Source organism: Streptomyces sp. NBC_00057, from assembly GCF_045041165.1.
Lineage (GTDB): Bacteria > Actinomycetota > Actinomycetes > Streptomycetales > Streptomycetaceae > Streptomyces.
The window spans coordinates 6,003,704-6,028,471 of record NZ_CP108256.1; the positions used below are offsets into that span (position 1 = coordinate 6,003,704).

General features: G+C 69.7%; 21 protein-coding genes. 12 read left to right on the forward strand and 9 right to left on the reverse strand.

Annotated elements, in window-relative coordinates; genetic code table 11:
* The first annotated feature begins 49 nt into the window (after positions 1-49).
* The 3 genes from OG953_RS28265 to OG953_RS28275 all read left to right on the forward strand — a co-directional run bounded on the left by OG953_RS28265 (position 50) and on the right by OG953_RS28275 (position 5,124).
* Positions 50-1,060 (forward strand): RNA repair domain-containing protein, encoded by a 1,011-nt coding sequence (locus tag OG953_RS28265; protein WP_405687780.1) that lies wholly within the window; start codon positions 50-52, stop codon positions 1,058-1,060.
* 335 nt (positions 1,061-1,395) lie between these two features.
* The gene (locus OG953_RS28270; RefSeq protein WP_405687782.1) at positions 1,396-3,696 is read left to right on the forward strand and encodes an ATP-dependent RecD-like DNA helicase; all 2,301 of its coding nucleotides are present in this window, start codon (positions 1,396-1,398) and stop codon (positions 3,694-3,696) included.
* A gap of 129 nt (positions 3,697-3,825) precedes the next feature.
* Positions 3,826-5,124: a citrate synthase gene (locus tag OG953_RS28275; RefSeq protein ID WP_362206772.1), complete on the forward strand. Its 1,299-nt coding sequence runs from the start codon at positions 3,826-3,828 to the stop codon at positions 5,122-5,124.
* Positions 5,125-5,632: 508 nt separating this feature from the next.
* Here OG953_RS28275 and OG953_RS28280 read toward each other — a convergent pair.
* The 5 genes from OG953_RS28280 to OG953_RS28300 form a co-directional block, all read right to left on the reverse strand.
* The gene (locus tag OG953_RS28280; protein WP_405687784.1) at positions 5,633-8,089 is read right to left on the reverse strand and encodes a heavy metal translocating P-type ATPase; all 2,457 of its coding nucleotides are present in this window, start codon (positions 8,087-8,089) and stop codon (positions 5,633-5,635) included.
* Positions 8,090-8,210: 121 nt separating this feature from the next.
* Positions 8,211-8,519 carry a heavy-metal-associated domain-containing protein gene (locus tag OG953_RS28285; RefSeq protein ID WP_405687786.1) on the reverse strand — a complete coding sequence of 103 codons (309 nt, stop codon included), beginning with the start codon at positions 8,517-8,519 and terminating at the stop codon, positions 8,211-8,213.
* A 301-nt stretch (positions 8,520-8,820) separates the two neighbouring features.
* A complete protein-coding gene (locus tag OG953_RS28290) occupies positions 8,821-9,018 on the reverse strand; it encodes a helix-turn-helix transcriptional regulator (RefSeq protein WP_405687788.1) in 198 nt (65 codons plus the stop codon).
* A 258-nt stretch (positions 9,019-9,276) separates the two neighbouring features.
* Positions 9,277-9,687, reverse strand: a complete 411-nt coding sequence (locus OG953_RS28295; RefSeq protein ID WP_405687790.1) for a peptidoglycan-binding protein — start codon at positions 9,685-9,687, stop codon at positions 9,277-9,279.
* Between the two features lie 138 nt (positions 9,688-9,825).
* Positions 9,826-10,752 (reverse strand): sugar phosphate isomerase/epimerase family protein, encoded by a 927-nt coding sequence (locus tag OG953_RS28300; RefSeq protein ID WP_405687792.1) that lies wholly within the window; start codon positions 10,750-10,752, stop codon positions 9,826-9,828.
* 132 nt (positions 10,753-10,884) lie between these two features.
* Here OG953_RS28300 and iolC point away from each other — a divergent pair, with 132 nt between their 5' ends.
* From iolC to OG953_RS28325, 5 genes are read left to right on the forward strand one after another with little or no spacing between them, the layout of a single operon-like run.
* Positions 10,885-11,886: a 5-dehydro-2-deoxygluconokinase gene (iolC, locus tag OG953_RS28305; protein ID WP_405687793.1), complete on the forward strand. Its 1,002-nt coding sequence runs from the start codon at positions 10,885-10,887 to the stop codon at positions 11,884-11,886.
* Entirely contained in the window at positions 11,883-12,818 is a 936-nt protein-coding gene (locus OG953_RS28310; RefSeq protein ID WP_405687794.1) for a deoxyribose-phosphate aldolase, read from the forward strand. The genes iolC and OG953_RS28310 overlap by 4 nt, the downstream gene beginning before the upstream one ends.
* The gene (gene iolB, locus OG953_RS28315) at positions 12,815-13,696 is read left to right on the forward strand and encodes a 5-deoxy-glucuronate isomerase (protein WP_405687796.1); all 882 of its coding nucleotides are present in this window, start codon (positions 12,815-12,817) and stop codon (positions 13,694-13,696) included. The genes OG953_RS28310 and iolB overlap by 4 nt, the downstream gene beginning before the upstream one ends.
* Complete coding sequence (gene iolD / locus OG953_RS28320; protein ID WP_405687797.1) at positions 13,693-15,582, forward strand: 3D-(3,5/4)-trihydroxycyclohexane-1,2-dione acylhydrolase (decyclizing); 1,890 nt, start codon at positions 13,693-13,695, stop codon at positions 15,580-15,582. The genes iolB and iolD overlap by 4 nt, the downstream gene beginning before the upstream one ends.
* A 12-nt stretch (positions 15,583-15,594) precedes the next feature.
* The gene (locus tag OG953_RS28325) at positions 15,595-17,094 is read left to right on the forward strand and encodes a CoA-acylating methylmalonate-semialdehyde dehydrogenase (protein ID WP_405687799.1); all 1,500 of its coding nucleotides are present in this window, start codon (positions 15,595-15,597) and stop codon (positions 17,092-17,094) included.
* 332 nt (positions 17,095-17,426) lie between these two features.
* On the opposite strand, the gene OG953_RS28330 is transcribed toward OG953_RS28325, so the two are convergent.
* The 3 genes from OG953_RS28330 to OG953_RS28340 are packed head-to-tail and all read right to left on the reverse strand — an operon-like array spanning position 17,427 to position 18,771.
* Entirely contained in the window at positions 17,427-17,849 is a 423-nt protein-coding gene (locus OG953_RS28330; RefSeq protein ID WP_405687801.1) for a hypothetical protein, read from the reverse strand.
* Positions 17,846-18,442: a hypothetical protein gene (locus OG953_RS28335; protein WP_405687802.1), complete on the reverse strand. Its 597-nt coding sequence runs from the start codon at positions 18,440-18,442 to the stop codon at positions 17,846-17,848. The genes OG953_RS28330 and OG953_RS28335 overlap by 4 nt, the downstream gene beginning before the upstream one ends.
* Positions 18,385-18,771 carry a helix-turn-helix domain-containing protein gene (locus OG953_RS28340; protein ID WP_405687803.1) on the reverse strand — a complete coding sequence of 129 codons (387 nt, stop codon included), beginning with the start codon at positions 18,769-18,771 and terminating at the stop codon, positions 18,385-18,387. Before OG953_RS28340 ends, OG953_RS28335 begins: the two co-directional genes overlap by 58 nt.
* 205 nt (positions 18,772-18,976) lie before the next feature.
* Here OG953_RS28340 and OG953_RS28345 point away from each other — a divergent pair, with 205 nt between their 5' ends.
* Both OG953_RS28345 and OG953_RS28350 read left to right on the forward strand, forming a co-directional pair.
* Entirely contained in the window at positions 18,977-19,582 is a 606-nt protein-coding gene (locus OG953_RS28345) for a DUF4291 domain-containing protein (protein ID WP_405687804.1), read from the forward strand.
* Between the two features lie 63 nt (positions 19,583-19,645).
* On the forward strand, positions 19,646-20,368 hold the full coding sequence (locus OG953_RS28350) for a DUF981 domain-containing protein (protein ID WP_405687806.1): 723 nt from the start codon (positions 19,646-19,648) through the stop codon (positions 20,366-20,368).
* 5 nt (positions 20,369-20,373) lie between these two features.
* Here OG953_RS28350 and OG953_RS28355 read toward each other — a convergent pair whose 3' ends face one another.
* A complete protein-coding gene (locus OG953_RS28355) occupies positions 20,374-20,946 on the reverse strand; it encodes a hypothetical protein (RefSeq protein ID WP_405687808.1) in 573 nt (190 codons plus the stop codon).
* A 189-nt stretch (positions 20,947-21,135) separates the two neighbouring features.
* Here OG953_RS28355 and OG953_RS28360 point away from each other — a divergent pair, with 189 nt between their 5' ends.
* Together OG953_RS28360 and OG953_RS28365 are read left to right on the forward strand one after the other, a co-directional pair.
* On the forward strand, positions 21,136-23,796 hold the full coding sequence (locus OG953_RS28360) for an alpha/beta fold hydrolase (protein ID WP_405687810.1): 2,661 nt from the start codon (positions 21,136-21,138) through the stop codon (positions 23,794-23,796).
* Positions 23,793-24,668: an ABC transporter permease gene (locus tag OG953_RS28365; RefSeq protein ID WP_405687811.1), complete on the forward strand. Its 876-nt coding sequence runs from the start codon at positions 23,793-23,795 to the stop codon at positions 24,666-24,668. The genes OG953_RS28360 and OG953_RS28365 overlap by 4 nt, the downstream gene beginning before the upstream one ends.
* Positions 24,669-24,768 lie beyond the last annotated feature (100 nt).

The following is a 24,768-nucleotide window of genomic DNA, read 5'->3' on the forward strand; positions in this document are numbered from 1 at the left end:
CGACACGTCGGCGGAGGCACTCCTGACCGGCCGGGAGAAGCTGCCCGACGTGCCCGACGTGCCGGACGTGGTGAAGGTGGAGCATGTGAAGCCGCACTGGAGCGGCGGTCCGGCCGGTCGCGGCGTGAGTGGGCGAGGAGGCGTGATGCGAACCAGCGACGAGATCTATCACCGGGTCCGCTGGGACCCGCGGTTCGACCCGGCCCGGTTCGTGCTGGGGATCAGTCAGCGCGGGGATGCCTGCAAACGCATCCCGCTGCCTTCATTCGTGCCCGGGGGCGACATCCCGTGGCACCGGGTGGTGTTCATCGAGGCGGACGGCGAGGTGGTCTGGGACCGGGCCACGGGCGTGGACCGCATCGATGCGTCGGGCGCCGGCCGGGTGCGGGAACCGCAAGCGGACCTGAGCTTCGATACGAGCTCCGGCAGGGGCGATCCCGGCGGCGTCCTCGACGTGCCCCCGACGGCCCGCACAGCGGTGGCCTGGATCCCGCCTGCGGAGCTGTGGCCGCCGATCCAGGACATCCGCCGGGATTACGATCCGCAGATCCACCGGTGGCCGCCGCACGTCAATGTGCTCTTCGGCTTCGTGCCGGAGTCCGACTTCGAGCGGGCCGCCCCGCTGCTCGCCGCGGCGACGGCCGAGACGCCGGTCTTCACCGCCCGGCTGGACGGAGTGCGCACCTTCCGGCACAGGGCGTACTTCACCGTGTGGCTCGACCCGACGGCAGCCGGCCAGGCGCCGTGGGCCCACCTGCACCGCCTGTTGCAGCAGCGGTTTCCGCGCTGCAGTGGGCCCGCCAAGAGCTTCACCCCACATCTGTCCCTGGGCCGGACCCGGGATCCGCAGCGAGTCACCGCCGATTGCGTCACCCGGCTCGACACCATGGTGGCGACGGTCTGGGAACTCGTCCTGCTCTCACGCAGGGGCGACGGGCCGATGCGGCCACGGGCCACGGTCGCCCTGCGCACGGGCGAGGTCCGCCGGCTGCCCGCACCCGGCCTCGGAGCGCCGGGCCCGGAGGACACGGCATGGCTCTCCGGGATCACCGAAAGATGAGGCCATGGCCGGCTGGGGCAAAGCGCCGCCGGACAACAGCTTCCCAGCCGCTCCGACCGCCCTCCTCGGCGAGCGTCTTGATGCCCTGGAGGGCGTGGCACGGCTGCCTCGATATGGACAACACTGTGCACGCTCGGACCATCGGCGTATTCCAAGGCGTCCTCCTCACGCCGGAGTTGCTGATCATTCCGATCCTGGACCATGGGCGCAACAGGCCTTGGCCCGGCTGTGTTCCCGGCGGTCCGGACAGCGCTGCTCAGGCGCCGTCACCACAGGAAACGGGCGGCCTCCGAGGCCGGGAATGCGTTGTCGGTGGGAACCGATACCGTCGGAACATGTCCAACATGGCCGTCCTCGAAGGTGTGCTTGAGCGCATCACCTACGCCAACGAGGAGAACGGGTACACCGTCGCTCGCGTCGACACGGGGCGGGGTGCGGGTGATCTGCTGACCGTCGTCGGGTCGCTGCTCGGTGCGCAGGTCGGCGAGTCGCTGCGGATGGAGGGGCGCTGGAGCTCGCACTCGCAGTACGGCAAGCAGTTCACGGTGGAGAACTACACGACCGTGCTGCCCGCCACCATCCAGGGAATCCGCCGCTATCTCGGCTCCGGCCTGATCAAGGGCATCGGCCCGGTGATGGCGGACCGGATCACCACCCACTTCGGGGTCGACACCCTCGACGTCATCGAGCAGGAGCCGAAGCGGCTTGTCGAGGTGCCCGGTCTCGGGCCGAAGCGGACGAAGATGATCGCCGCGGCCTGGGAGGAGCAGAAGGCGATCAAGGAGGTGATGGTCTTCCTCCAGGGGGTCGGCGTCTCCACCTCCATCGCCGTCCGTATCTACAAGAAGTACGAAGACGCCTCGATCTCCGTCGTGAAGAACCAGCCCTACCGGCTGGCCGCCGACGTCTGGGGCATCGGCTTCCTCACCGCCGACAAGATCGCCCAGGCCGTCGGCATCCCGCACGACAGCCCGGAGCGGGTGAAGGCCGGGCTGCAGTACGCGCTGTCGCAATCCACCGACCAGGGCCACTGCTTCCTCCCCGAGGAGCGGCTGATCGCCGACGGGGTGAAGCTGCTCCAGGTCGATACGGGGCTGGTCATCGAGTGCCTCGCCGAACTGGCCGAGGACCCGGAAGGCGTCGTACGGGAGAAGGTGCCGTCGCCCGAAGGCGGCGAACCGATCACCGCCGTCTACCTGGTGCCGTTCCACCGCGCCGAGATCTCCCTCGCCTCCCAGGTGCAACGGCTGTTGCGGACGCCGGAGGAGCGGATGCCGGCCTTCGCGGAGGTCGACTGGGACAAGGCGTTGAGCTGGCTCGCGGGCCGCACGGGGGCGAAGCTCGCCCCGGAGCAGGAGGCCGCGGTCCGGCTCGCGCTCAGCCGTAAGGTCGCCGTCCTGACCGGTGGGCCCGGCTGCGGGAAGTCGTTCACCGTCCGCTCCATCGTCGAGCTGGCCCGCGCCAAGAAGGCCAAGGTGGTGTTGGCCGCGCCCACCGGGCGGGCGGCCAAGCGGCTCTCCGAGCTGACCGGGGCCGAGGCGTCCACCGTGCACCGGCTGCTCGAACTGAAACCGGGGGGCGATGCCGCGTACGACCGGGACCGGCCGCTGGACGCCGATCTGGTCGTCGTCGACGAGGCGTCGATGCTGGATCTGCTGCTCGCCAACAAACTGCTGAAGGCGGTGGCACCCGGTGCCCACCTCCTGCTCGTGGGAGATGTCGACCAGCTGCCGTCGGTCGGCGCGGGGGAGGTGCTGCGCGATCTGCTCGCCGACGGCAGCCCCGTTCCGGCGGTCCGGCTGACCACGATCTTCCGCCAGGCCCAGCAGTCCGGAGTCGTCACCAACGCGCACCGGATCAACTCCGGAGTACCGCCCCTCACTCAGGGCCTCAACGACTTCTTCCTCTTCGTGGAGGACGAGACGGAGGACGCGGGCGTGCTCGCGGTGGACGTCGCCGCCCGCCGCATTCCGGCCAAATTCGGGCTGGACGCGCGACGTGACGTACAGGTCCTCGCCCCGATGCACCGCGGCCCGGCCGGGGCGGGCACGCTCAACGGGCTCCTCCAGCAGGCCATCACCCCGGCCCGTCCCGACCTGCCCGAGAAGCGCTTCGGCGGCCGGGTCTTCCGGGTCGGTGACAAGGTCACCCAGATCCGCAACAACTACGACAAGGGGGAGAACGGTGTCTTCAACGGCACGGTCGGCGTCGTCACCGCCCTCGACCTGGACGAACAGCGGCTGACGGTACTGACCGACGAGGACGAGGAGATCGGTTACGACTTCGACGAGCTGGACGAGCTGGCCCACGCGTACGCCATGACGATTCACCGCTCCCAGGGCAGCGAGTACCCGGCCGTCGTCATCCCCGTCACCAAGAGCGCCTGGATGATGCTCCAGCGGAACCTGCTGTACACCGCCGTGACCAGGGCCAAGAAGCTCGTCGTGCTGGTCGGCTCGCGGCAGGCGATCGGCCAGGCGGTCCGCACGGTTTCCGCAGGCAGGCGCTGTACGGCGCTGGATTACCGGTTGTCAGGGGGCCTGGGCGGAGGATCCCCGGAAAAAATGATCGATCAAATCGGTGGGAAACATCACGGAGGCCTTCCGGAACCGGAGTCAAGGGGGCAGGATGAGTAAGCTCGCGGCACTCAGTGCCGCGAGTAGGTCCAATGGACGACCCCGAGTGCACTCTCCTGAGCCAAATGGGGGAGGGTGAAGACAGTCAGGGAACCTCGAAGAAGAGGCACTACGTCGGTGAGGGATGACGTGAGCGAGCACACCAGCAACGCTGTAGTACTGCGGTACGGCGATGGCGAATACACCTACCCGGTGATCGACAGCACCGTCGGCGACAAGGGCTTCGACATCGGGAAGCTCCGGGCCAATACCGGCCTGGTCACGCTGGACAGCGGATACGGCAACACCGCAGCGTATAAATCCGCCATCACCTACCTCGACGGTGAGCAGGGCATCCTGCGCTACCGCGGCTACCCGATCGAGCAGCTCGCCGAGCGCTCGACGTTCCTCGAGGTCGCGTACACGCTCATCAATGGTGAGCTTCCCAAGGTCGACGAGCTGTCGACCTTCAAGAACGAGATCACCCAGCACACGCTGCTGCACGAGGACGTCAAGCGGTTCTTCGACGGCTTCCCGCGCGACGCCCACCCGATGGCCATGCTCTCCTCGGTCGTCAGCGCGCTGTCCACGTTCTACCAGGACAGCCACAACCCGTTCGACGAGGAGCAGCGTCACCTCTCGACGATCCGTCTGCTGGCCAAGCTGCCGACGATCGCCGCGTACGCGTACAAGAAGTCGATCGGCCACCCCTTCGTCTACCCGCGCAACGACCTCGGGTACGTCGAGAACTTCCTGCGCATGACCTTCTCGGTCCCCGCCCAGGAGTACGACCTGGACCCGGTCGTCGTCTCCGCGCTCGACAAGCTGCTCATCCTGCACGCGGACCACGAGCAGAACTGTTCGACCTCCACCGTGCGTCTGGTCGGCTCCTCGCAGGCGAACATGTTCGCCTCGATCTCCGCCGGTATCTCGGCGCTGTGGGGCCCGCTGCACGGTGGTGCCAACCAGTCGGTGCTGGAGATGCTCGAAGGCATCCAGGCCAACGGCGGCGATGTCGACTCCTTCATCCGCAAGGTGAAGAACAAGGAGGACGGCGTCCGGCTGATGGGCTTCGGCCACCGCGTCTACAAGTCCTTCGACCCGCGCGCGAAGATCATCAAGGCCGCGGCCCACGATGTGCTGTCCGCGCTCGGCAAGTCCGACGAGCTGCTCGACATCGCGCTGAAGCTGGAGGAGCACGCGCTCTCCGACGAGTACTTCGTCTCGCGCAACCTCTACCCCAACGTGGACTTCTACACGGGTCTGATCTACCGGGCCATGGGCTTCCCGACCGAGATGTTCACCGTGCTCTTCGCGCTCGGCCGGCTTCCCGGCTGGATCGCCCAGTGGCACGAGATGATCAAGGAGCCGGGTTCCCGCATCGGCCGCCCGCGCCAGATCTACACCGGCGAGGTCCTGCGTGACTTCGTCCCGGTCGAGGGCCGCTGAACCTCGTACCGCCCCTGCATCACCCCGGCCGCCGAGGCCGGTCGTCTTCGCCCCGAGTACCGCGCTTTCGCACAGAGCGCGGTGTCCGGGGCGATTTGCGTGACCGACGCAGCCGTGCGCGGTGCCGCCCGCCGGGCGGACAGCGAGAAGCGCCCCGCCATCGATCCCCCCACGGGCCGACAGCGAGGCGCTTCCCATATCCCGGAGCGGATTCCCCCCACGGGATCCGGCCGGGCGTCTGCGGGAGCCAAAGCTCCTGGGCGCTCGTCACCTACTGCGAGCTGCGCTCTTCACTTGTACTTCCAGCGCGGTCCGCCGGGGTACGTACGCACGGGAGGGCCGCTCAAAGCTCCCCGGTGCACGTGCCCCGGCCAACGCTTGCCCGAAGCATCCCCCAAGACGCTTCGATGGACGTCCCCCAAGACATCCTTGGCATCGCACTCTTAGACTCACGAACCCACCGGATGGTTACCCTGAAATCGGTGTGATCTAAATCTCTTTGTGGAAGTTACGTGAAGGCGCGCAAGCGCAGGCTGTTCGTCACGACGAAGATCGATGAGAACGCCATCGCCGCTCCCGCAATCATAGGGTTGAGCAGGCCAAATGCCGCAAGGGGTAGGGCGGCTGCGTTATAGGCGAATGCCCAGAAGAGATTGCCCTTGATGGTCGCCAGGGTGCGCCGGGAGAGCCGGATCGCATCGGCCGCCACCTTGAGATCTCCACGAACGAGAGTCAGATCGCTCGCCTCGATCGCGGCGTCCGTACCGGTCCCCATCGCCAGGCCGAGATCGGCGGTGGCGAGAGCGGCCGCGTCGTTGACCCCGTCACCGACCATGGCTACGGAGCGCCCCTGGGCCCGGAGCCGCTCGATGACGTGGACCTTCTCCTCGGGCAGGACCTCGGCATGGACCTCGTCGATTCCGACGGCGTGGGCCACGGCCTCCGCCACGGCCCGGTTGTCACCGGTCAGCAGAACGGGACGGAGGCCGAGCGCGCGCAGCTCGGCCACGGCTGCCGCGCTGGACTCCTTGACCGCGTCGGCGACGGCGAGGACGCCGCGTGCCTGCCCGTCCCAGGCGACCACGATCGCGGTACGGCCCCGAGCCGCCGCGTCCGCCACGACGCCGGACAGGGTGTCGGGGATGTCGATGCCCGCGTCGGCGAGCAGTTGCGGGCGGCCGGCCAGTACCTGGTGCCCGTCGACCGTGCCGCGTACGCCGAGGCCCGCGACGTTGGCGAAGTCCTCGGGGGCGGGGAGGGGGCCGCCGATGCGGTCCGTGGCTCCGGCGGCGACGGCCTGGGCGATGGGGTGCTCGGAGGAGTGCTCCAGCGCGCCGGCCAGCCGCAGGAGCCGGGTCTCGTCGGTGCCGGGTGCGGGGTGGATGTCCTGGAGGGTCATCCGGCCGGTGGTGACCGTGCCGGTCTTGTCGAGGACGATCGTGTCGATGCGATGCGTGGTCTCCAGGACCTCGGGGCCCTTGATCAGGATGCCGAGCTGGGCGCCGCGTCCCGTGCCGACCATGAGGGCGGTGGGAGTGGCGAGGCCCAGGGCGCAGGGGCAGGCGATGATCAGTACGGCGACGGCGGCGGTGAACGCGGCGGTCACGTCGTCCGTGACGAGCAGCCACGCGATCAGGGTGGCCACTGCGAGCACCAGCACCACGGGGACGAAGACCGCGGAGATCCGGTCGGCGAGGCGCTGCACCTCGGCCTTGCCGTTCTGGGCGTCCTCGACGAGCTTCGCCATCCGGGCCAGTTGGGTGTCGGCGCCGATCCGGGTGGCTTCGACGACGAGCCGGCCGGAGGCGTTCACGGTGGCCCCGGTGACCCGGTCGCCGACGCCCACATCGACCGGGACGGACTCGCCGGTGAGCATGGAGGCGTCCACGGCGGACGCGCCCTCGACGACGGTGCCGTCGGTGGCGATCTTCTCGCCGGGGCGGACGACGAAGCGGTCGCCGACGGTGAGCCGGCCGACGGGGATGCGTACCTCGGTGCCGCCCCGGAGGACGGAGACGTCCTTCGCGCCCAGGTGCATCAGCGCGCGCAGGGCGGAACCGGCCTTCCGCTTGGACTTCGCCTCCAGGTAGCGGCCCAGCAGGATGAAGGTGACGACGCCGGCCGCGACCTCCAGATAGATGGTGGACGAGCCTTCCCCGAGCTCTCGGCTCCGCTCGAGCAGGGGAGACCCCATTGCGCGCGAGACCGTGAAGTCGAAGCCGTGCCGCATCCCGGTCATGCCTGCGTCACCGAGGAACAGCGCCCACAGGGACCAGCCGAAGGCGGCGAGGGTGCCGACCGAGACCAGGGTGTCCATGGTGGCCGCGCCGTGCCGGAGATTGGTCCAGGTGGCGCGGTGGAAGGGCAGTCCGCCCCAGACGACGACGGGGGCGGCGAGGGTGAGGGAGAGCCACTGCCAGTTGTCGAACTGGAAGGCAGGGACCATCGCGAGTACGACGACGGGGGCGGAGAGGACGACCGAGACGATCAGACGCTGACGCAGTGATGCGAGGGCGTCGGCGGCCTTCCGCTCGGCGGGGTCGTCGGTGCCGGTGCCGGTGCCGACGCCGGTCTCGGTGCCGGTCGGGCTCTGGGAGGCTTGTCCGGTGCGGACTCGGGCGCTGTCCGGGCCGCCGCCCTCAAAGGCTCCTGTGACGGAGATTGCGGGCGTGGCCGGTGCAGCGGCCCGTGCCGGGGCGGGCGGGGTCGGTTCGGGGCGGCGTACCGGTTGCGCCGTATAGCCGGTCTTCTCGACCGTGGCGATCAGATCCGCGAGGTCGGTCCCTGGGCCGAAGGAGACACGGGCCTTCTCGGTCGCGTAGTTGACGGTGGCGGTGACGCCGTCCATCCGGTTGAGCTTCTTCTCGACGCGGGCCGCGCAGGAGGCACAGGTCATCCCGCCGATCGTGAGTTCGGCCCGCGAACTCTCCGCTGACGGGGGCGCGGCCTCTGTTGCGCTGTGCATGTCCGAACTCCTGAAACGCCGACCGGGCCGTACCCCACCAGTATCTGCTGGTCGGTCCGGCCCGGCGGCAAAAGGGGGTGGTGCGGGTGTACCCGGCGTACCGGGTTCGCCCCGATCGTGTTCAGGCCCGGCCGACGAGCTCGTAGCCGGCCTCGTCGACCGCAGCGCGCACAGCGTCCTCGGCCAACGGGGCCCGGGAGACGACGGTCACCTGACCGGCGGAGGCGACGGCCTTCACCGAGGTGACGCCCTCGATGCCGGAGATCTCCTCGGAGACGGCGCCTTCGCAGTGTCCGCAGGTCATGCCGGTCACCTGGTAGACGGTGGTCACCCCGCCCGCCGGGGCGCCGGAGTCCGCACCGTCGTGGCAGGAGCCGCTGGGCGAGCAGCAGGAGCCGGTGGCCTGGGGGAGCTGGGTGTCGGCGGTCATGGTGTTCTCCTCTTCGACGAGCGCAAGGGCGTGATGTCGGGAACCCCGGGAGACCCGGTGTGCCCCGACACTCATCACACTATACCCCTAGGGGGTATGAATGCGAGTGAGGCGTAGCCCGCGCTCTCGACGGCGGCGAATCCGAATCCGACCGCATTTGTCCGAATCGTATGGCGTGTGGAGCTGTCGGGCATTCGGGGAGCGGGCATTCGGGGGAGCCGGGAGCGCGGCATCGCGGACCGTCCGGCGAGGCCCCGTACGGCGGCAGGTGGGAGTCGTTCCCCGTACGGGGCCGGAGGTGTCAGCCCCTGCGTCCTCGGTTGCCGGGTCTTGAGGCGACCCAGGCGCGGATGGTGTCCGCGTACCAGTAGGGCTTTCCGCTCTCCACATGGTCGGGTGACGGGAGGTGGCCGTGTTTGCGGTAGGAGCGGACGGTGCCCGGCTGTACCCGGATGTGCGCGGCAATGTCCTTGTAGGACCAGAGTCTTCTGTCCGTCATGGATGACACCTCTCTGCACCGCAGTGGCAGCCGGGCGGGCCGTCGGGGGAGCTGCGGCGCGGGACGCTGACGATCACTCAGCCTGCGCCCGGTGCAACGACAAGGGGTGAGTTCCGGGGAGGGGCTGTCGAGCGCCTGTGACGGAAGGCCCGCGTAACGGAGACATATGTGACGAGGATGTGACCTCTGTTACAGAAGGAGTGCACGGTGCCCAGGGGCTACGGGAGAGGGGGCCGGCGTGCCGGGTTGCGCCGGCGGCTAGGGGAGAGGGGTCGTGCGGGTCGGTCCCGCGTGCCAGAGCGCCGACCAGGTGACCGGGGTGACCAGGCCGTCCGGCACGAGCGGCGGGTTGTCCGCCTGGAAGCGCTGTACGGCGAGGAGGGTCTGTGGTCCGAACGTTCCGTCGAGCGCCGACCACGGCAGATAGTGACGGTTGGCCAGCATGCACTGCACCTGGGAGACCCGATCGCCCCGCTCGCCGTACACGGTGAGCCCGTCGCCGTCGTAAAAGGCGCAGACCGGGCTGGAGCCGGGCGGTGGCGGCGGGTTGTCCCCGTCGGCCGAGGTGGCCGAGGCTGCGGGGGTCGCGGCGAGGGCGGCGGCCAGGGCGACGACGGTCAGGGCCGAGGCGCCGGCCGCCCTGCGGGACGACAACATCTTCCGGATCATGGCGAGTTGCTCCTGGTGCGGTGGTGGTGGTGGTGGTGGTGTGTGGTGGTGGCGCGCGGCCGGGGCCGCGCACCGACTTCTCATCGAGGACAACACCGCGTACCGCCACTACGTCACTTCCCGGGGCCGCTCGGCGTGTCAGGGAGCCCGGTGCGGGCTACCGCAGGAGCGGAGGAAGTCCCGGGTGCGGCGGGCGATGGGAAAGGGCTTGTCGGGCGGGCAGGGATACATGTCCTGCTCGACGATGGCGAAGAGATCGACGTCCAGCTTGCGGGCGGCTGCGAGTACGGGCTCCAGTGCGGGCACCCCGCCCGGCGGTTCGCACATCACTCCGCGCGCCACGGCGGGGCCGAACGGCACTTCGTCCGCCACGACTTCGGCCAGGATCTCCGGGTCGACCTGCTTGAGATGCAGATATCCGATCCGTTCGCCGTAGGTCTCGATCAGCTTGACGCTGTCGCCGCCGCAGTAGGCGTAGTGGCCGGTGTCGAGGCAGAGCGAGACCAGTTCGGGATCGGTGGCGTCGAGGAAGCGGCTGACGTTCTCCTCGCTGTCGATATGGGTGTCGGCATGCGGATGGACGACGATGCGCAGCCCGAAACGGTCCTGCACCTCGCGGCCCAGCCGTTCCGTCTGGGTGGTGAGGCTGCGCCACTGCTCCGCGGTGAGGCTGCGGTCCTCCAGGACCTCGCCCGTCCTGTCGTCGCGCCAGAACGACGGGATGACCACGAGATGCCCGGCGCCCATCGCCCGGGTGAGTGCGGCGATGTCGGCGACATGCGCCCAGGTCCGGTCCCAGACGTCCGTTCCATGGTGCAATCCGGTGAAAACGGTCCCGGCCGAGACCGTGAGCCCGCGGCGGCGGGTCTCGTCGGCGAGGCGGACCGGGTCGGTCGGGAGGTAGCCGTACGGGCCGAGTTCGATCCACTCGTAACCCGCAGCGGAGACCTCGTCGAGGAAGCGCTGCCAGGGCACTTGCTGCGGATCGTCGGGGAACCACACGCCCCACGAGTCGGGTGCCGAACCGATACGGATACGGGCCGGAGTCAATGCGGAGGAGGTCATGCGGCCCAGCCTCCCGGCCCGGGCAACGAGTGTCAATCATTCGTCCTTATGTCCGGACAAAGCATTGACAGGGTTCCGGGGGAGGGCTAGACCTGGGAGCAGCCGCCCCGGTCGCCGGTCGAAGGGATGCATATGCCTGAGCTGTACGACGTGATCACCATGGGCCGGATCGGTGTGGATCTCTACCCCCTGCAGACCGGTGTGCCGCTGGCCCGGGTCGAGACGTTCGGGAAGTTCCTCGGCGGCTCACCGACCAATGTCGCGGTTGCGGCAACCCGGCTCGGCCGGCGGACCGCCGTGGTGACCCGCACGGGCCGGGATGCCTTCGGGGAGTATCTCCACCACCAGTTGCGGGAGTTCGGGGTGGACGACCGATGGGTGACGCCCGTCGACGCGTATCCGACACCGGTCACCTTCTGCGAGATCTTCCCGCCCGACGACTTCCCGCTCTACTTCTACCGGCAGCCCAAGGCCCCCGATCTGGAGATCCACGAGTCGGAGCTGGACCTCGACGCGGTGCGGTCCGCCCGGATCTTCTGGATGACGGGCACCGGGCTGTGCGCCGAACCGAGCCGCACATCGACCCTCGCCGCCCTGCGCGCCCGCGACCGTTCCGGCATCACCGTCTTCGACCTCGACTGGCGCCCGATGTTCTGGGACACCACAGAAGGAAAGCCCGGGACCGCGTCCAACCCCACCGCCCGCTACCGCGAGGCCCTCGCCCATGCCACCGTCGCCGTCGGCAACCTCGACGAATGCGAGATCGCGACCGGCGAGCGCGAACCGTACGCGGCCGCCCGCGCCCTGCTCGCCGCGGGCGTCGAGCTCGCCGTCGTCAAGCAGGGCCCCAAGGGCGTACTCGCCGTCCACCGCGACGGCACGGTGGCCGATGTGCCGCCGCTGCCCGTCGAGGTCGTCAACGGCCTCGGTGCCGGTGACGCCTTCGGCGGGGCGCTCTGCCACGGGCTGCTCGCAGGATGGGAGACCGAACGCATCATGCGGTACGCCAACGCCGCCGGCGCCATCGTCGCCTCCCGGCTCGCCTGCTCGTCCGCCATGCCGTTCCCGTACGAAGTCGAAGCGGCCCTGACCGAAGGTGCCGTCACCTCCCGCCCCACCGGAGCCACCCCATGACCCCCCCGGCCTCCTCGGTCTCCGAACTCGTCCAACTGCGCATGCGCCACCCCGAGGCCATCGCCGAAGCCGCCGCGCGACGCCGCAGACGCCCCCTCGTCGGCAGCGGCGGCCGCCTGATGATCATTGCGGCGGACCATCCGGCCCGTGGCTCCCTCGCCGTCGGCGACCGCGAACTGGCCATGGCCAACCGCTTCGAGCTCCTGGACCGGCTCTGCCTCGCCCTCTCCCGACCCGGCGTCGACGGCGTCCTCGCCACCGCCGACATCCTCGACGACCTGCTGCTCCTCGGCGCACTGGAGAACAAGGTCGTCGTCGGCTCGATGAACCGCGGCGGACTCGCGGGCGCCGCCTTCGAACTCGACGACCGCTTCACCGGCCACCGCCCCGAGGACCTCGCCCGGCTCCGCTTCGACGCGGGCAAGCTGCTGCTCCGTATCGACTACGACGACCCCGGCTCGCTCGACACCATGCACGCCACCGCCCGTGCCATCGACGCCATGGCCGCGCACCGGCTGCCCGTCTTCGTCGAGCCGTTCCTCTGTCACCGCATGGACGGCCATGTCCGCAACGACCTCGGCGCGGAGGCGGTCACCACCTCGATCGCCATCGCCTCGGGGCTGGCCGGGACATCCGCGTACACCTGGCTCAAGGTCCCCGTCACCGAGAACCCCGACGACATGGCCCGGGTGATGGAGGCTTCGACGCTGCCCGCCGTGCTGCTGGGCGGCGAGGTGGGCGACGACCTGGACGGCGCGTTCGAGAAGTGGCGCACGGCGCTGCAACTGCCGACCGTCCAGGGACTGGTGGTGGGGCGTTCGCTGCTCTACCCGGCCGGCGGTGAGGTGGCCGCGGCCGTCGACACGGCCGTTTCGCTGCTGGAGCCGAGAGGAACGGGCGGGGACCGGGTATCAAGTAGGGAATGGGTATGACGACGCACAACGAACCGCGGTACCACCTCGGCGCCGGGAGCGCGGCGAGCGGCCCCTACGCCCTCGACATCGACCCGAAGCGCGCCGGCTGGGACCGGTCGAGCCTGCGTGTGCTGGAGCTGGGGCCGGGCGGAGTTCACACGCTTGTCACCGGGGAGAGCGAATGGATCGTGCTGCCGTTGACCGGTGGCTGTACGGTGCACACCTCAGATGAGATCTTTGAACTACTGGGCCGGGAAAGCGTGTTCAGCGGGGTATCCGACTTCGCGTACGTACCGCGTGACGCCCATGCACAGATCGCCTCCGGCGCAGGAGGCCGCTTCGCCCTGGCAGGAGCGAAGTGCGAGCGACGACTCCCCGCTCGCTACGGCCCCGCGCCGGAGGTACCCGTCGAGCTGCGCGGCTCCGGGAACTGCTCCCGCCAGGTCAACAACTTCGCCGCCGCCGACACCTTCGAGTGCGACCGGCTGATCGCCGTCGAGGTACTCACCCCGGGCGGCAACTGGTCGTCCTACCCACCGCACAAGCACGACGAGCACCGCCCCGGCGTCGAGTCCGTGCTGGAGGAGATCTACTACTTCGAGGTCGAGAACGACGGCCTCGGCTACCACCGTGTGTCGCCGTCGAGGGACGGCGGTACGGATGTCCTCGCCGAGGTCCGCAGCGGCGACGCGGTCCTCATTCCCGACGGCTGGCACGGTCCGTCCATCGCCGCCCCCGGCCGCACGCTCTACTACCTCAATGTGATGGCGGGCCCGGGGGAGCAGCGGGAGTGGCTGATCAGCGACCACCCCGACCACGGCTGGATCCGCGACATCTGGCCGTCGCAGCCGGTGGACCCCAGACTCCCGCTCTACGGACCGGAGGCGACCTCGTGAGCGCACCACGCACCCGCAGGCTCACCACCGCCCAGGCCCTGGTGTCCTTCCTGTCCCGCCAGTACACCGAGCGCGACGGCCGGCGACAGCGCCTGATCAGCGCCACCTGGGGCATCTTCGGCCACGGCAATGTCGCCGGAGTCGGTCAGGCGCTCGTCGAGTCGGGCCGGGTGATGCCCTATCTCCAGGGCCGCAACGAGCAGGCCATGGTGCACGCCGCCGTCGGCTACGCCCGCCAGTCCGGGCGGCTCTCCGCGCACGCCGTCACCACCTCCATCGGCCCCGGCGCCACGAATCTCGTGACCGGCGCCGCCCTCGCCACCATCAACCACCTCCCCGTCCTCCTCCTGCCCGGGGACACCTTCGCGACCCGGCCCGCCGACCCCGTGCTCCAGCAGCTCGAAGTCCCGTCCGCGGGCGACATCTCGGTCAACGACTGTCTGCGTCCCGTCTCCCGCTACTTCGACCGGATCACCCGCCCCGAGGCCCTGATCCCGGCCGCATTCCAGGCCATGCGGACCCTCGCCGACCCGGCGGAGACCGGCGCGGTCACGCTCGCGCTGCCGCAGGACGTGCAGGCGCAGGCGTACGACTGGCCGGAGGAGTTCTTCGCCGAGCGCATCTGGTACGTACGCCGGCCGGCCCCCGATCCGCACGAGCTCGACCGGGCGGTACGGGCCGTGCGCAGCGCCCGCCGGCCGCTCATCGTGGCGGGCGGCGGCGTCCATCACAGCGCGGCGGAGGAGACCCTCGCCGCGTTCGCCGCCGCCACCCGCATCCCCGTCGCCTCCACCCAGGCCGGCAAGGGCTCCCTGCGTCACGACCACCCCGCCGACGTCGGCGGCATCGGCCACACCGGCACCGCGACCGCCGACGAGCTGGCCCGCACCGCCGACCTGGTGATCGGCATCGGCACCCGCTACTCCGATTTCACCACTGCCTCCGCCACGCTCTTCTCCGACCCGGCGGTCCGCTTCCTCAACCTCAACATCACCGGCTTCGACGCACACAAACTCGGCGCGCTTGCGCTCGTCGCCGACGCCCGCACGGCCCTCGAAGCCCTCACCGCCGCGCTCGCCGCACGCAACCACCGCGTCGACCCGTCCTACGAGACCGAGTACACCGAGGCCAAAGGGAAATGGGAGCAGCGCGTCACCGCCGCGTTCACCGCCGACGACCCGCACGCCCGCCCCACCCAGGCTCAGGTCCTCGGCCTGCTCGACGCCCTTGTCACCGAGGACGACATCCTGATCAACGCGGCCGGATCGCTCCCCGGTGACCTGCACAAACTCTGGCGGGCCCGCTCCCCGCACCAGTACCACGTCGAATACGGCTACTCCTGCATGGGCTACGAGATCCCGGCCGCGATCGGGGTCCAGCTGGCCGCCCCCGACCGCCCCGTCTGGGCCCTCGTCGGCGACGGAACATATCTGATGAATCCCACCGAGATCGTCACCGCGGTGCAGCAGGAACTCCCCGTGAAGCTGGTCATCCTGCAGAACCACGGCTACGCGTCCATCGGCGGCCTGTCCGAGACGGTCGGCGGTGAGCGCTTCGGTACGGCCTACCGCCACCGTGCCGCGGACGGCGCCTTCACCGGCCCCCCGCTCCCCGTCGATCTCGCGGCCAACGCCGGCTCGCTGGGGATGCGCGTGCTGCGCGCCAAGACCGTGCGTGACCTGCGCGAAGCCCTTGCCGAGGCGCGCGTCACGGACCGTCCCACTTGTGTCTACGTCGAGACCGAAACGGCAGACACAGTGTCGGGCCCCCCTCCGGCACAGGCGTGGTGGGATGTTCCCGTAGCCGAAACGGCCACCCGGCCGTCGGCCGTGAAAGCCCGGGAAGAGTACGACCGTCACGTCGCCGACCGACGCCACCACCTTTGAAGGAGTTCTGTCATGAAGACCGTCAACCACTGGATCGGTGGCAAGACCGTCGAGGGTGCGTCGGGCAACTACGGCCCGGTCACCGACCCGGCCACCGGCGCCGTCACCACCCAGGTCGCGCTCGCATCGCTCGAAGAGGTCGACGCCGCGGTCGCCGCCGCCAAGGACGCCTACGCCACCTGGGGCACGTCCTCGCTGGCCGCCCGCACCGCGGTCCTCTTCCGCTACCGCGCGCTGCTCGACGCCCACCGCGACGAGATCGCCGCGCTGATCACCGCCGAGCACGGCAAGGTGCACTCGGACGCGCTGGGCGAGGTCGCCCGCGGTCTGGAGATCGTCGAGCTGGCCTGCGGCATCACCACCCAGCTCAAGGGCGAGCTGTCCACCCAGGTCTCCAGCCGGGTCGACGTCTCCTCCATCCGCCAGTCGCTCGGTGTCGTCGCCGGTATCACCCCGTTCAACTTCCCGGCCATGGTGCCGATGTGGATGTTCCCGCTCGCCATCGCCTGCGGAAACACCTTTGTGCTCAAGCCCAGCGAGAAGGACCCGTCGACCGCCAACCTGCTGGCCGAGCTGGCCGCCGAGGCCGGTCTGCCGGACGGTGTGCTGAACGTCCTGCACGGCGACAAGGTCGCCGTCGACGGCCTGCTGGGCCACCCCGACGTGGCCGCGGTCTCCTTCGTGGGCTCCACCCCGATCGCCCGCTACATCCACGCCACCGCCTCCGCCAACGGCAAGCGCGTCCAGGCACTCGGCGGCGCGAAGAACCACATGCTGGTGCTGCCGGACGCGGACCTCGACGCCGCGGCCGATGCCGCCGTCTCCGCCGCGTACGGCTCCGCCGGTGAGCGCTGCATGGCGATCTCCGCGGTCGTCGCGGTCGGCTCCATCGCCGACGAGCTCGTCGCCAAGATCAAGGAGCGCGCCGAGAAGATCAAGATCGGCCCCGGCAACGACCCGACGTCCGAGATGGGCCCGCTGATCACCTCCGCCCACCGCGACAAGGTCGCCTCCTACGTCAAGGGCGCGGCCGCCCAGGGCGCCGACGTCGTCCTCGACGGCACCGGCTTCACCGTCGAGGGCTTCGAGGACGGCCACTGGATCGGCCTCTCCCTCCTCGACAACGTGTCCACCGACTCGGACGCGTACAAGGACGAGATCTTCGGCCCGGTCCTGTGCGTCCTGCGTACCGAGACGTACGAAGAGGGCGTCGTCCTCATGAACGCCTCGCCGTTCGGCAACGGCACCGCGATCTTCACCCGTGACGGCGGCGCCGCCCGCCGCTTCCAGTTGGAGATCGAGGCCGGCATGGTCGGCGTCAACGTGCCGATCCCGGTGCCGGTCGGCTACCACTCCTTCGGTGGCTGGAAGGACTCCCTCTTCGGCGACCACCACATCTACGGCAACGACGGCGTGCACTTCTACACCCGCGGCAAGGTCGTCACCACCCGCTGGCCGGACCCGGCCGACGCCCCGGCGGGCGTGGACCTGGGCTTCCCGCGCAACCACTGACCCCACTGCCCTTCTGCACCGACGGCCCGTACGGAAGCTGTATCCGTACGGGCCGTCGCCATGCCCGCGGCACCCCCGCGCTCCTGATGGAGTGCAGGGCCGGATCCATTGCTGCGTGCTGCGGAGAGGGCAGGATTCGAACCTGTGTGGACCGTTGAGGGCCCGACCTTGCTTGCGCGCGGTCCCCGATAAACCACTCCGGGCACCTCTGCGTGTTTCCGGTCCGGTTTCCCGTCCCGTTCGCAGGTAAGAGTCCGCCAGAGGGGCCTGGCATGGCCCTGACGTCCCGCTGATGGTGTGCCGGCCTCGGTTCAACCCTGCCCGGCGCGCACTCACATGCGCCGCAGGCCCATGTACTGGAGTGCGCCCATGGCCGCCACGACCAGGCCCTGGAACACGATCCAGCCGTTGCCGATCCCCGTCGCGGTCAGTGCGTCCACGGCGACCGCCGCGACGCCGGCCACGGCCCAGGCCACGTTCAAGGTGATGATGACGGCGACCGCGCCGCGGTTGATGTTCTCCTGACGGGAGACGACCAGCACCCACAGGGCGTACACCGTGAGGAACACACCCACCGGGTACTGGACCGAGAGGGGCACGCCGAGGAACGAGTCCAGGACCGTGGCGAGTACGAGGTATCCGATGCCGTTCGCACCGGTCAGGATCACGTCCGCCACGAGGGCGAATCGGAGAAGGCTGTCGGAACGGGCGGCGCCCGTCGCCGGGACCGTACCAGCGTTCTGGGACGACATCATGAGGTCTTCCTTTCGTTGTCATGCTGCTGATCTGGAGGTGTGTGCCGAGTGGGCCCGGAGGTGCTCCCGGCATCGGGGAACACCGGGGCGGGCGAACCGAGGAGGAACCGGGTCTCGGTATTCGCCGGCAGGAACGATTCGAGCGCGATGCCGCTCAGCGGACCGGATGGAAGATCGGAGAAGAGGGTGCCGGGGCGCTCGCCGAACGAGGTGACGATGTGGAAGAAGGTCAACAGGTGCCCCTCCCGGTACAGCTCGATGGGCAGAAGCAGGCGGTCCGCCTCCCTGGATGCGGCGAATTCGGCTTCCTCGGATTTGGTCAATTCGGCATCCTGCGCCGATGGAAGGCCCACTACGGACGCTTCCAATTCCCGTAGGCGACCGTCCCCGGTGATGACGCTCCATCGCCGGAGCATTCGTATGACGTGGTATCTCACCTGGGGAAGATTGGTCAGATGTGGCGCCATCCCCTCCGGGTGCAGAATGATGCGGAGAAAATTGGCGGGCGCCAGGAGATGGCCGGCGACATCGCTCATCAGCATTTCCATCGTGTGGTTGAGAGCCACGATGTTCCAGCAGCTGTCGGTGACCATGGCCGGATACGGTTCATGGCCGTCAGCACCTTCTCCAGAGCCGGGCGAACGTCAGCAGGCAACGGGGGGACGCTGTCGTACCAGCGCAGCCTTCCCGCCGCGGTCGCACGGGCGACGAGCTGCTGTCGGTGCGCGGGCGGCAGCCCGAGCGCCCGGGCGATGCGGAGAACCGTCTCGGCGTCGGGCGTCTGCTCGCAGGCCTCGATTCTCCTCAGATGGTTCAGGGAAAAGCCGGCCCGCTCGGCAAGTACCTGCTTGCTGAGCGATTTCTGGCGCCGCAGGTCACGCAGGAGCAGCCCCAGGACTCCGTCGTCTTCTGTGGAACGCATGCCCATACGGGGACGGTAATGACCGGTGCGGGGCCACCTCAATTACCTCCCAGGTAATGCTCGAAGGGGCTGCACCGGCTCGCGGGACATGCCAGGGCCCGTCCGCCCCGGCCGGAAAAGGGGAGCCGCGAAAGCAGACGCCGGGGGCTCCGACGCACCCGAAACTCGCTCGCCGTGCCGGCCGAACCGGTGCTGTGATGTGGTCATGACCGCCCCGACCAGGCCACAGCACGAGATCCGCGCCCAGTACACGGATACGACCGTCACCGTCTACCAGGCGTACGCCCCGCTCATCGGTCTTCCGGCCGTGCGCGACGGGCGCTTCCCGGAAGTCTGGAAGCGCGACCGCATGACATGGATCAAGCCGAGCTTCCTGTGGATGATGTACCGCTGCGGCTGGGCCATGAAGGAGGGCCAGGAGACCGTCCTGGCCGTCGAGATCACCCGTGAGGGCTTCGACTGGGCCCTGGCGAACTCCGAACTCTCGCATTACGTCAGGGGAGTTCACCCCGACCGCGCCGCCTGGCAGCGCAACCTGCGCCGAAGCCCGGCCCGTGTCCAGTGGGACCCCGAGCGCGGCCTTTGCCTGGACCGGCTTCCGTACCGTTCCCTCCAGCTCGGGCTCTCCGGTGAAGCGGCGCGGCGATACGCGGACGAGTGGACGGTGTCGATCCGTGACGTCACCCCGCTCGCCCGGCAGATCCACGAACTGGTGCGGGCCGGGCGGCTCGACGACGCGGCGGAACTCCTGCCGCGGGAGTCCCCGTACCCGCCGCCCGGCGCCGCGCTCCCGGCGGGAGCGACAGCCTGACCCGTAACCCGAGCAAAAGAGTTAATGCCCTATAAGGGGTATATCTGGCGTTACGCTCCGCGCATGACCCACCATGCCATCCCCCTGGCGGCATCCGGCCTGAAGATCGACTGGGCCAGGATGCCGACGTACAACACGATCATGGCGGTGGCCGCCGGTGCCGGACTGTTGCTCGTGGTGGCGCTGGGGCGTCAGCTCCTCGCGTCCGGGCGCACCATCACCCCCGACGGCTGGGTGCTGGCGTTCGGGGCCATCGGCTTCACTCTTGTCACCACCGGCCTCCATATGACCCTGACCTGGCCGCTCGCCGGACAGGGCTTCTCGTTCGACAACGTCATCTTCGGCGAGCCGGCACTCGCCTTCGGTGTCTTTCTGCTGGCCGCGTCCTTCTACCTCTGGAAACGCGGCGCCGAACTCAACAGCGCCGACCGCATCGTCCGCACGGCCCGCGTCGCCTCGCCCATCTCCGTCTTCGTGTTCGGTCTCGGGCTCGCCTGCTTCGGGATCGCCGCCGCAGGCTGGAAATACACCCTCTTCGCCGCGCCGCCCGAGGAACCCATCTCCGGAGAATTCGCGAAGTGGCCGATGGTGGAAGCGAGCTTCATGTCCGGGCTGTACGTCCTCGTGGGCATCGGCGCGCTCCTGTTCCCGTTCGCGCTGCACCGGCCCAAGAGCTGGATGGCTCCGGTCATCGGAGTCGTCTGGGGTCTGGCCGGACTGGCGTTCCTGCTCTTCGGCGGGCTCAACTACTTCACCCACATCGGCCTCATCGTCAACACCATGTGAGTCACTCAGGACCACGGTGGGCCCGGTCGGACGGCCGGGCCCACCGGGTCCCCCCACCCCGTGACGGCCACCACCTCGCGCGCGATGTCCGTCACCTTCCGCCCGTCCGTCGCCACCCGGACCGTGTCCGCCGGTGAATGCACGTCCAGGAGACGGGCCTTGCGGACACTGTTCGCCACCTCACGGTCCAGTTCCGAGCCGATCTCGCGTCCCGAGAGCCGGCCGTACGTCGTGGCATCGGAGGCGGTGAGCAGGATGCGGACGATCCGTACGTCCGCACCCATCGCACGCTCGAACATCACCGCAGACTCCGGCAGTACGCTCACCGTGTTCGTGTAGATCAGGCGCCGGTAGCCGAGTTCCGCGAAGTTGGACCAGACCGCCGTCAGATTGCGCTCGGTGATCCCCGCGCGGTGCGGATCGCCCTCCGGCGCCGGATGGACCTGGCCCATCAGATCGCCCTCCACGACCGCGTGCGCCGCCTCGACGGCCCGCAGCTGCGCCGAAACCTCCCAGGCCACGGTCGACTTGCCTACGCCCGCGCGCCCGCCGATGAGCAGTACCTCTGCGTGATTCATGTCGGCAGGGTGCCAGCCCACGAGGGCTCCCGCGATCCGATTGCGCGGCCGTGTCGAACGCGCCCGCCCGAACGGCGCGGCATACCGCGCATGGAGTACGGCGGGGAGTGCCGTACGCCGCAAGAAGGCCGGAGAGTTCCCCCTGGCGGCTGCCTGCGCACGGCGACTGTCGGCTTAGGGTCGTGAACCATGGAGACCCCAATTGCGCGTACGTCCCGGTGGCGGCGACTGCTGCCCCGTAAACGCGGCCGGTGGGCCGCGGGCCTCGCGGCGCTCGTCGTGCTGGCCGGTGCGGGCACCTGGACCGCAACCGCCGACGACGGCGGGCCCACCGTGCACCGCCAGGACCGGATGATGCGCGTGGACGGCGTGTCCATCGACACCTCCTACTTCACCACCGGGGGCACACAGCGCAGGCCCGCCGTGCTGATCGGGCACGGATTCGGCGGCAGCAAGAACGATGTACGGGCGCAGGCCGAACAGCTGGCCGGTGCCGGGTACGCCGTGCTGACCTGGTCCGCCCGCGGGTTCGGGAAGTCGGGTGGGGAGATCGCACTCAACGCCCCCGACCGCGAGGTCAAGGACGTGTCCCGGCTGATCGACCGGCTGGCGGACCGGCCCGAGGTGGAGCTCGACGCCAAGGGTGACCCCCGGGTCGGGGTCACCGGGGCCTCCTACGGCGGAGCCGTCTCGCTCCTCGCAGCCGGGTACGACAGGCGCGTCGATGCCATCGCACCGCAGATCACCTACTGGAACCTGTCCGACGCCCTCTTCCCCGACGGGGTCTTCAAGAAGCTCTGGGCCGGAATCTTCGTCACCACCGGTGGCGGGTGCCAGAAGTTCGAGAAGCAGCTCTGCGACATGTACGAACGGGTCGCCGTCAGCGGGAAGCCGGACGCCGCCGCGCGAGCGCTGCTGACCGAGCGTTCCCCGAGCGCCGTCGCCGACCGCATCAAGGTGCCCGCGCTCATCGTGCAGGGGCAGTCCGACTCCCTCTTCCCGCTCGGACAGGCCGACGCCATGGCCGAGGCGATAAGCGGCAACGGCGCGCCGGTCGCCGTCGACTGGATCGCCGGTGGGCACGACGGCGGTGACCTGGAGACCGACCGGGTGCGACAGCGGATCGGCGGATGGTTCGACCGGTATCTGAAGGGCGACAAGGGCGCCGACACCGGACCCGGATTCCGCGTCACCCGGACCGGCGGCATCGACTCCACCGACGGGGCAGCCCTCACGCGCGGGGCGACCAGCGATACGTACCCGGGACTGAGCAGCGGACGAGAAACGATCGACCTCGGGCGTCGGACGCAGACGTTCCGTAACCCCGCCGGGGCCAACCCGCCCGCCATCTCCGCCGTTCCCGGCGTCGGCGGCGGACTCTCCCAGCTGTCCTCCCTCGGCGTCGGCCTCTCGATCGACTTCCCCGGACAGTTCGCCCGCTTCGACTCGGCGCCGCTGGACAAGTCCCTGCGCGTCACCGGCTCCCCGACCGTGCGGGTCGACGTCGACGCCGAACGGGGTGACGCCGTGCTGTTCGGGAAGGTGTACGACGTGTCGCCGGACGGCAAGCAGCAGGTGCTGCCCTCCCAGTTGGTCGCGCCCTTCCGGATCCCGCAGTCTCAGCAGGGCAAGGGCGTGCAGCTGACGCTCCCCGCCATCGACCACCAATTCGACGCAGGACACCGGCTCCGCCTGGTCCTCTCCGCCACCGACCTCGGTTACGCCTCACCGGCCGAGCCGACGACGTACAAGGTGACCACAGACGGCCCGCTGACCGTCCCCACCGCCCCCGCACTGAAGACCGCAGCGGCCACCCTGCCCTGGTGGACCTGGGGGCTTCCGGCCGGCGCTGTTGTGATCGCCGCCGCGTTGCTGCTCACCGTGCGACGGCGCACGGCGACCCCGGCGCCCGATCCGGCACTCGCCGAAGTGCCCCTCCGGATCACCGGCCTGTCGAAGAAGTACGCCAAGTCCTCCGACAGGTATGCCGTGAAGGAACTGTCCTTCCGGGTCGAGAAGGGGCAGGTGCTCGGCCTCCTCGGACCCAACGGCGCGGGCAAGACCACCACCCTGCGCATGCTGATGGGGCTCATCACGCCCGACGACGGCGAGATCCGTGTCTTCGGGCAGGCCATCCGGCCGGGCGCGCCCGTGCTGTCCCGCGTCGGCTCGTTCGTCGAAGGAGCCGGCTTCCTGCCGCACCTGTCCGGGCGCGCCAACCTGGAGCTGTACTGGCAGGCCACCGGACGGCCCGCCGAGGACGCCCACATCGAGGAAGCCCTGGAGATCGCCGGGCTCGGTGAGGCACTGGCCCGCGCCGTCCGTACGTACTCGCAAGGCATGCGGCAACGGCTCGCCATCGCCCAGGCCATGCTCGGCATGCCGGACCTGCTCATCCTCGACGAACCGACCAACGGACTCGACCCGCCCCAGATCCGCGAGATGCGCGACGTGATGATCCGGTACGCGGCCGGGGGCCGGACCGTCATCGTCTCCAGCCACCTCCTCTCCGAGGTCGAACAGTCCTGCACCCACCTCGTGGTCATGGACCGCGGCCGGCTCGTCCAGGCGGGCCCGGTCGCCGAGATCACCGGCTCCGGCGACATGCTGCTCGTCACCAGCGCGCAGGACGTGGCCGAACCCCTTGTGGGCAAGGTCGCCGCACTGCCGGGGATCGGCTCGGCCGTACGTACGGACGACGGCCGCGGACTGCTCGTACGGCTCGACGGTGCCACCTCGTTCGAGCTGATCGCCGAACTGGTGCGGCTGGACATGCCGTTGACCGGTTTCGGGCCGCACCGCCGACTGGAGGACGCGTTCCTCACCCTGATCTCCGGAGGCTCCGCATGAGTGCCGCAGTCGATGTCACAGAAGCCGCCGAGGCCCCCGGCTACCGCGCCCGGCACACCCTGCCGCTGCGCGTCGAGGCGGTACGTCAGCTGAGCAGGCGCCGCACCCTGCTCATGGGCGGGGTGCTCGCCGCGCTGCCGTTCATCCTGATCGCCGCGTTCGCGATCGGCGGCACGCCGTCCTCCCGGGGCGGCGGCGACCGGCTGACCCTGATGGACACCGCGACCGCATCCGCCGCGAACTTCGCCGCGACATGCCTGTTCGTGTCCGCGGGGTTCCTGCTCGTCGTCCCGGTGGCGCTGTTCTGCGGGGACACCGTCGCCTCCGAGGCCAGTTGGTCCTCACTGCGCTATCTGCTGGCGGCGCCCGTGCCACGGGCCAGGCTGCTGTGGAGCAAGCTCGTCGTGGCGCTCGGCTTCAGTCTCGCCGCGATGGTGCTGCTGCCGCTCGTCGCGCTGGCCGCGGGAGCCGCCGCGTACGGCTGGGGGCCGCTCGAACTCCCCACCGGCGGGGCGCTGGCGACCTCGGACACCGTGCCGCGCCTCGCGCTCGTCGTCGCGTTCATCTTCGTCTCCCAACTGGTAACCGCCGGGCTGGCGTTCTGGCTTTCGACGAAGACCGACGCCCCGCTGGGCGCGGTCGGCGGGGCGGTCGGGCTGACCATCGTCGGCAATGTGCTGGACGCCGTCACCGCACTCGGGTCCTGGCGCGAATTCCTGCCCGCGCACTGGCAGTTCGCCTGGGCGGATGCGCTCCAGCCCGATCTGGAATGGGGCGGCATGGCGAAGGGCGCAGCGATCTCGGTGACCTATGCCCTGATCCTGTTCGCTTTCGCCTTCAGGGGGTTCAGCCGTAAGGACATCGTGTCCTGAGCTTGACCTTCCGCCGATTTCCCGGCCGCCGTTGCCGCATCGAGATCCATCCGCAACCTCTTCGTCTGCTCCTCGGCACCGTCTCGCACGTCACATTCAC

Coding starts and splice junctions, on each gene's coding strand:
- OG953_RS28270 (WP_405687782.1), top strand. CDS start 1,396: ATGTCCAACATGGCCGTCCTCGAAGGTGTGCTTGAGCGCATCACCTAC.
- OG953_RS28280 (WP_405687784.1), bottom strand. CDS start 8,089: ATGCACAGCGCAACAGAGGCCGCGCCCCCGTCAGCGGAGAGTTCGCGG.
- OG953_RS28285 (WP_405687786.1), bottom strand. CDS start 8,519: ATGACCGCCGACACCCAGCTCCCCCAGGCCACCGGCTCCTGCTGCTCG.
- OG953_RS28290 (WP_405687788.1), bottom strand. CDS start 9,018: ATGACGGACAGAAGACTCTGGTCCTACAAGGACATTGCCGCGCACATC.
- OG953_RS28295 (WP_405687790.1), bottom strand. CDS start 9,687: ATGATCCGGAAGATGTTGTCGTCCCGCAGGGCGGCCGGCGCCTCGGCC.
- OG953_RS28300 (WP_405687792.1), bottom strand. CDS start 10,752: ATGACCTCCTCCGCATTGACTCCGGCCCGTATCCGTATCGGTTCGGCA.
- iolC (WP_405687793.1), top strand. CDS start 10,885: ATGCCTGAGCTGTACGACGTGATCACCATGGGCCGGATCGGTGTGGAT.
- OG953_RS28310 (WP_405687794.1), top strand. CDS start 11,883: ATGACCCCCCCGGCCTCCTCGGTCTCCGAACTCGTCCAACTGCGCATG.
- iolB (WP_405687796.1), top strand. CDS start 12,815: ATGACGACGCACAACGAACCGCGGTACCACCTCGGCGCCGGGAGCGCG.
- OG953_RS28325 (WP_405687799.1), top strand. CDS start 15,595: ATGAAGACCGTCAACCACTGGATCGGTGGCAAGACCGTCGAGGGTGCG.
- OG953_RS28330 (WP_405687801.1), bottom strand. CDS start 17,849: ATGATGTCGTCCCAGAACGCTGGTACGGTCCCGGCGACGGGCGCCGCC.
- OG953_RS28335 (WP_405687802.1), bottom strand. CDS start 18,442: ATGGTCACCGACAGCTGCTGGAACATCGTGGCTCTCAACCACACGATG.
- OG953_RS28340 (WP_405687803.1), bottom strand. CDS start 18,771: ATGCGTTCCACAGAAGACGACGGAGTCCTGGGGCTGCTCCTGCGTGAC.
- OG953_RS28345 (WP_405687804.1), top strand. CDS start 18,977: ATGACCGCCCCGACCAGGCCACAGCACGAGATCCGCGCCCAGTACACG.
- OG953_RS28350 (WP_405687806.1), top strand. CDS start 19,646: ATGACCCACCATGCCATCCCCCTGGCGGCATCCGGCCTGAAGATCGAC.
- OG953_RS28355 (WP_405687808.1), bottom strand. CDS start 20,946: ATGAATCACGCAGAGGTACTGCTCATCGGCGGGCGCGCGGGCGTAGGC.
- OG953_RS28360 (WP_405687810.1), top strand. CDS start 21,136: ATGGAGACCCCAATTGCGCGTACGTCCCGGTGGCGGCGACTGCTGCCC.
- OG953_RS28365 (WP_405687811.1), top strand. CDS start 23,793: ATGAGTGCCGCAGTCGATGTCACAGAAGCCGCCGAGGCCCCCGGCTAC.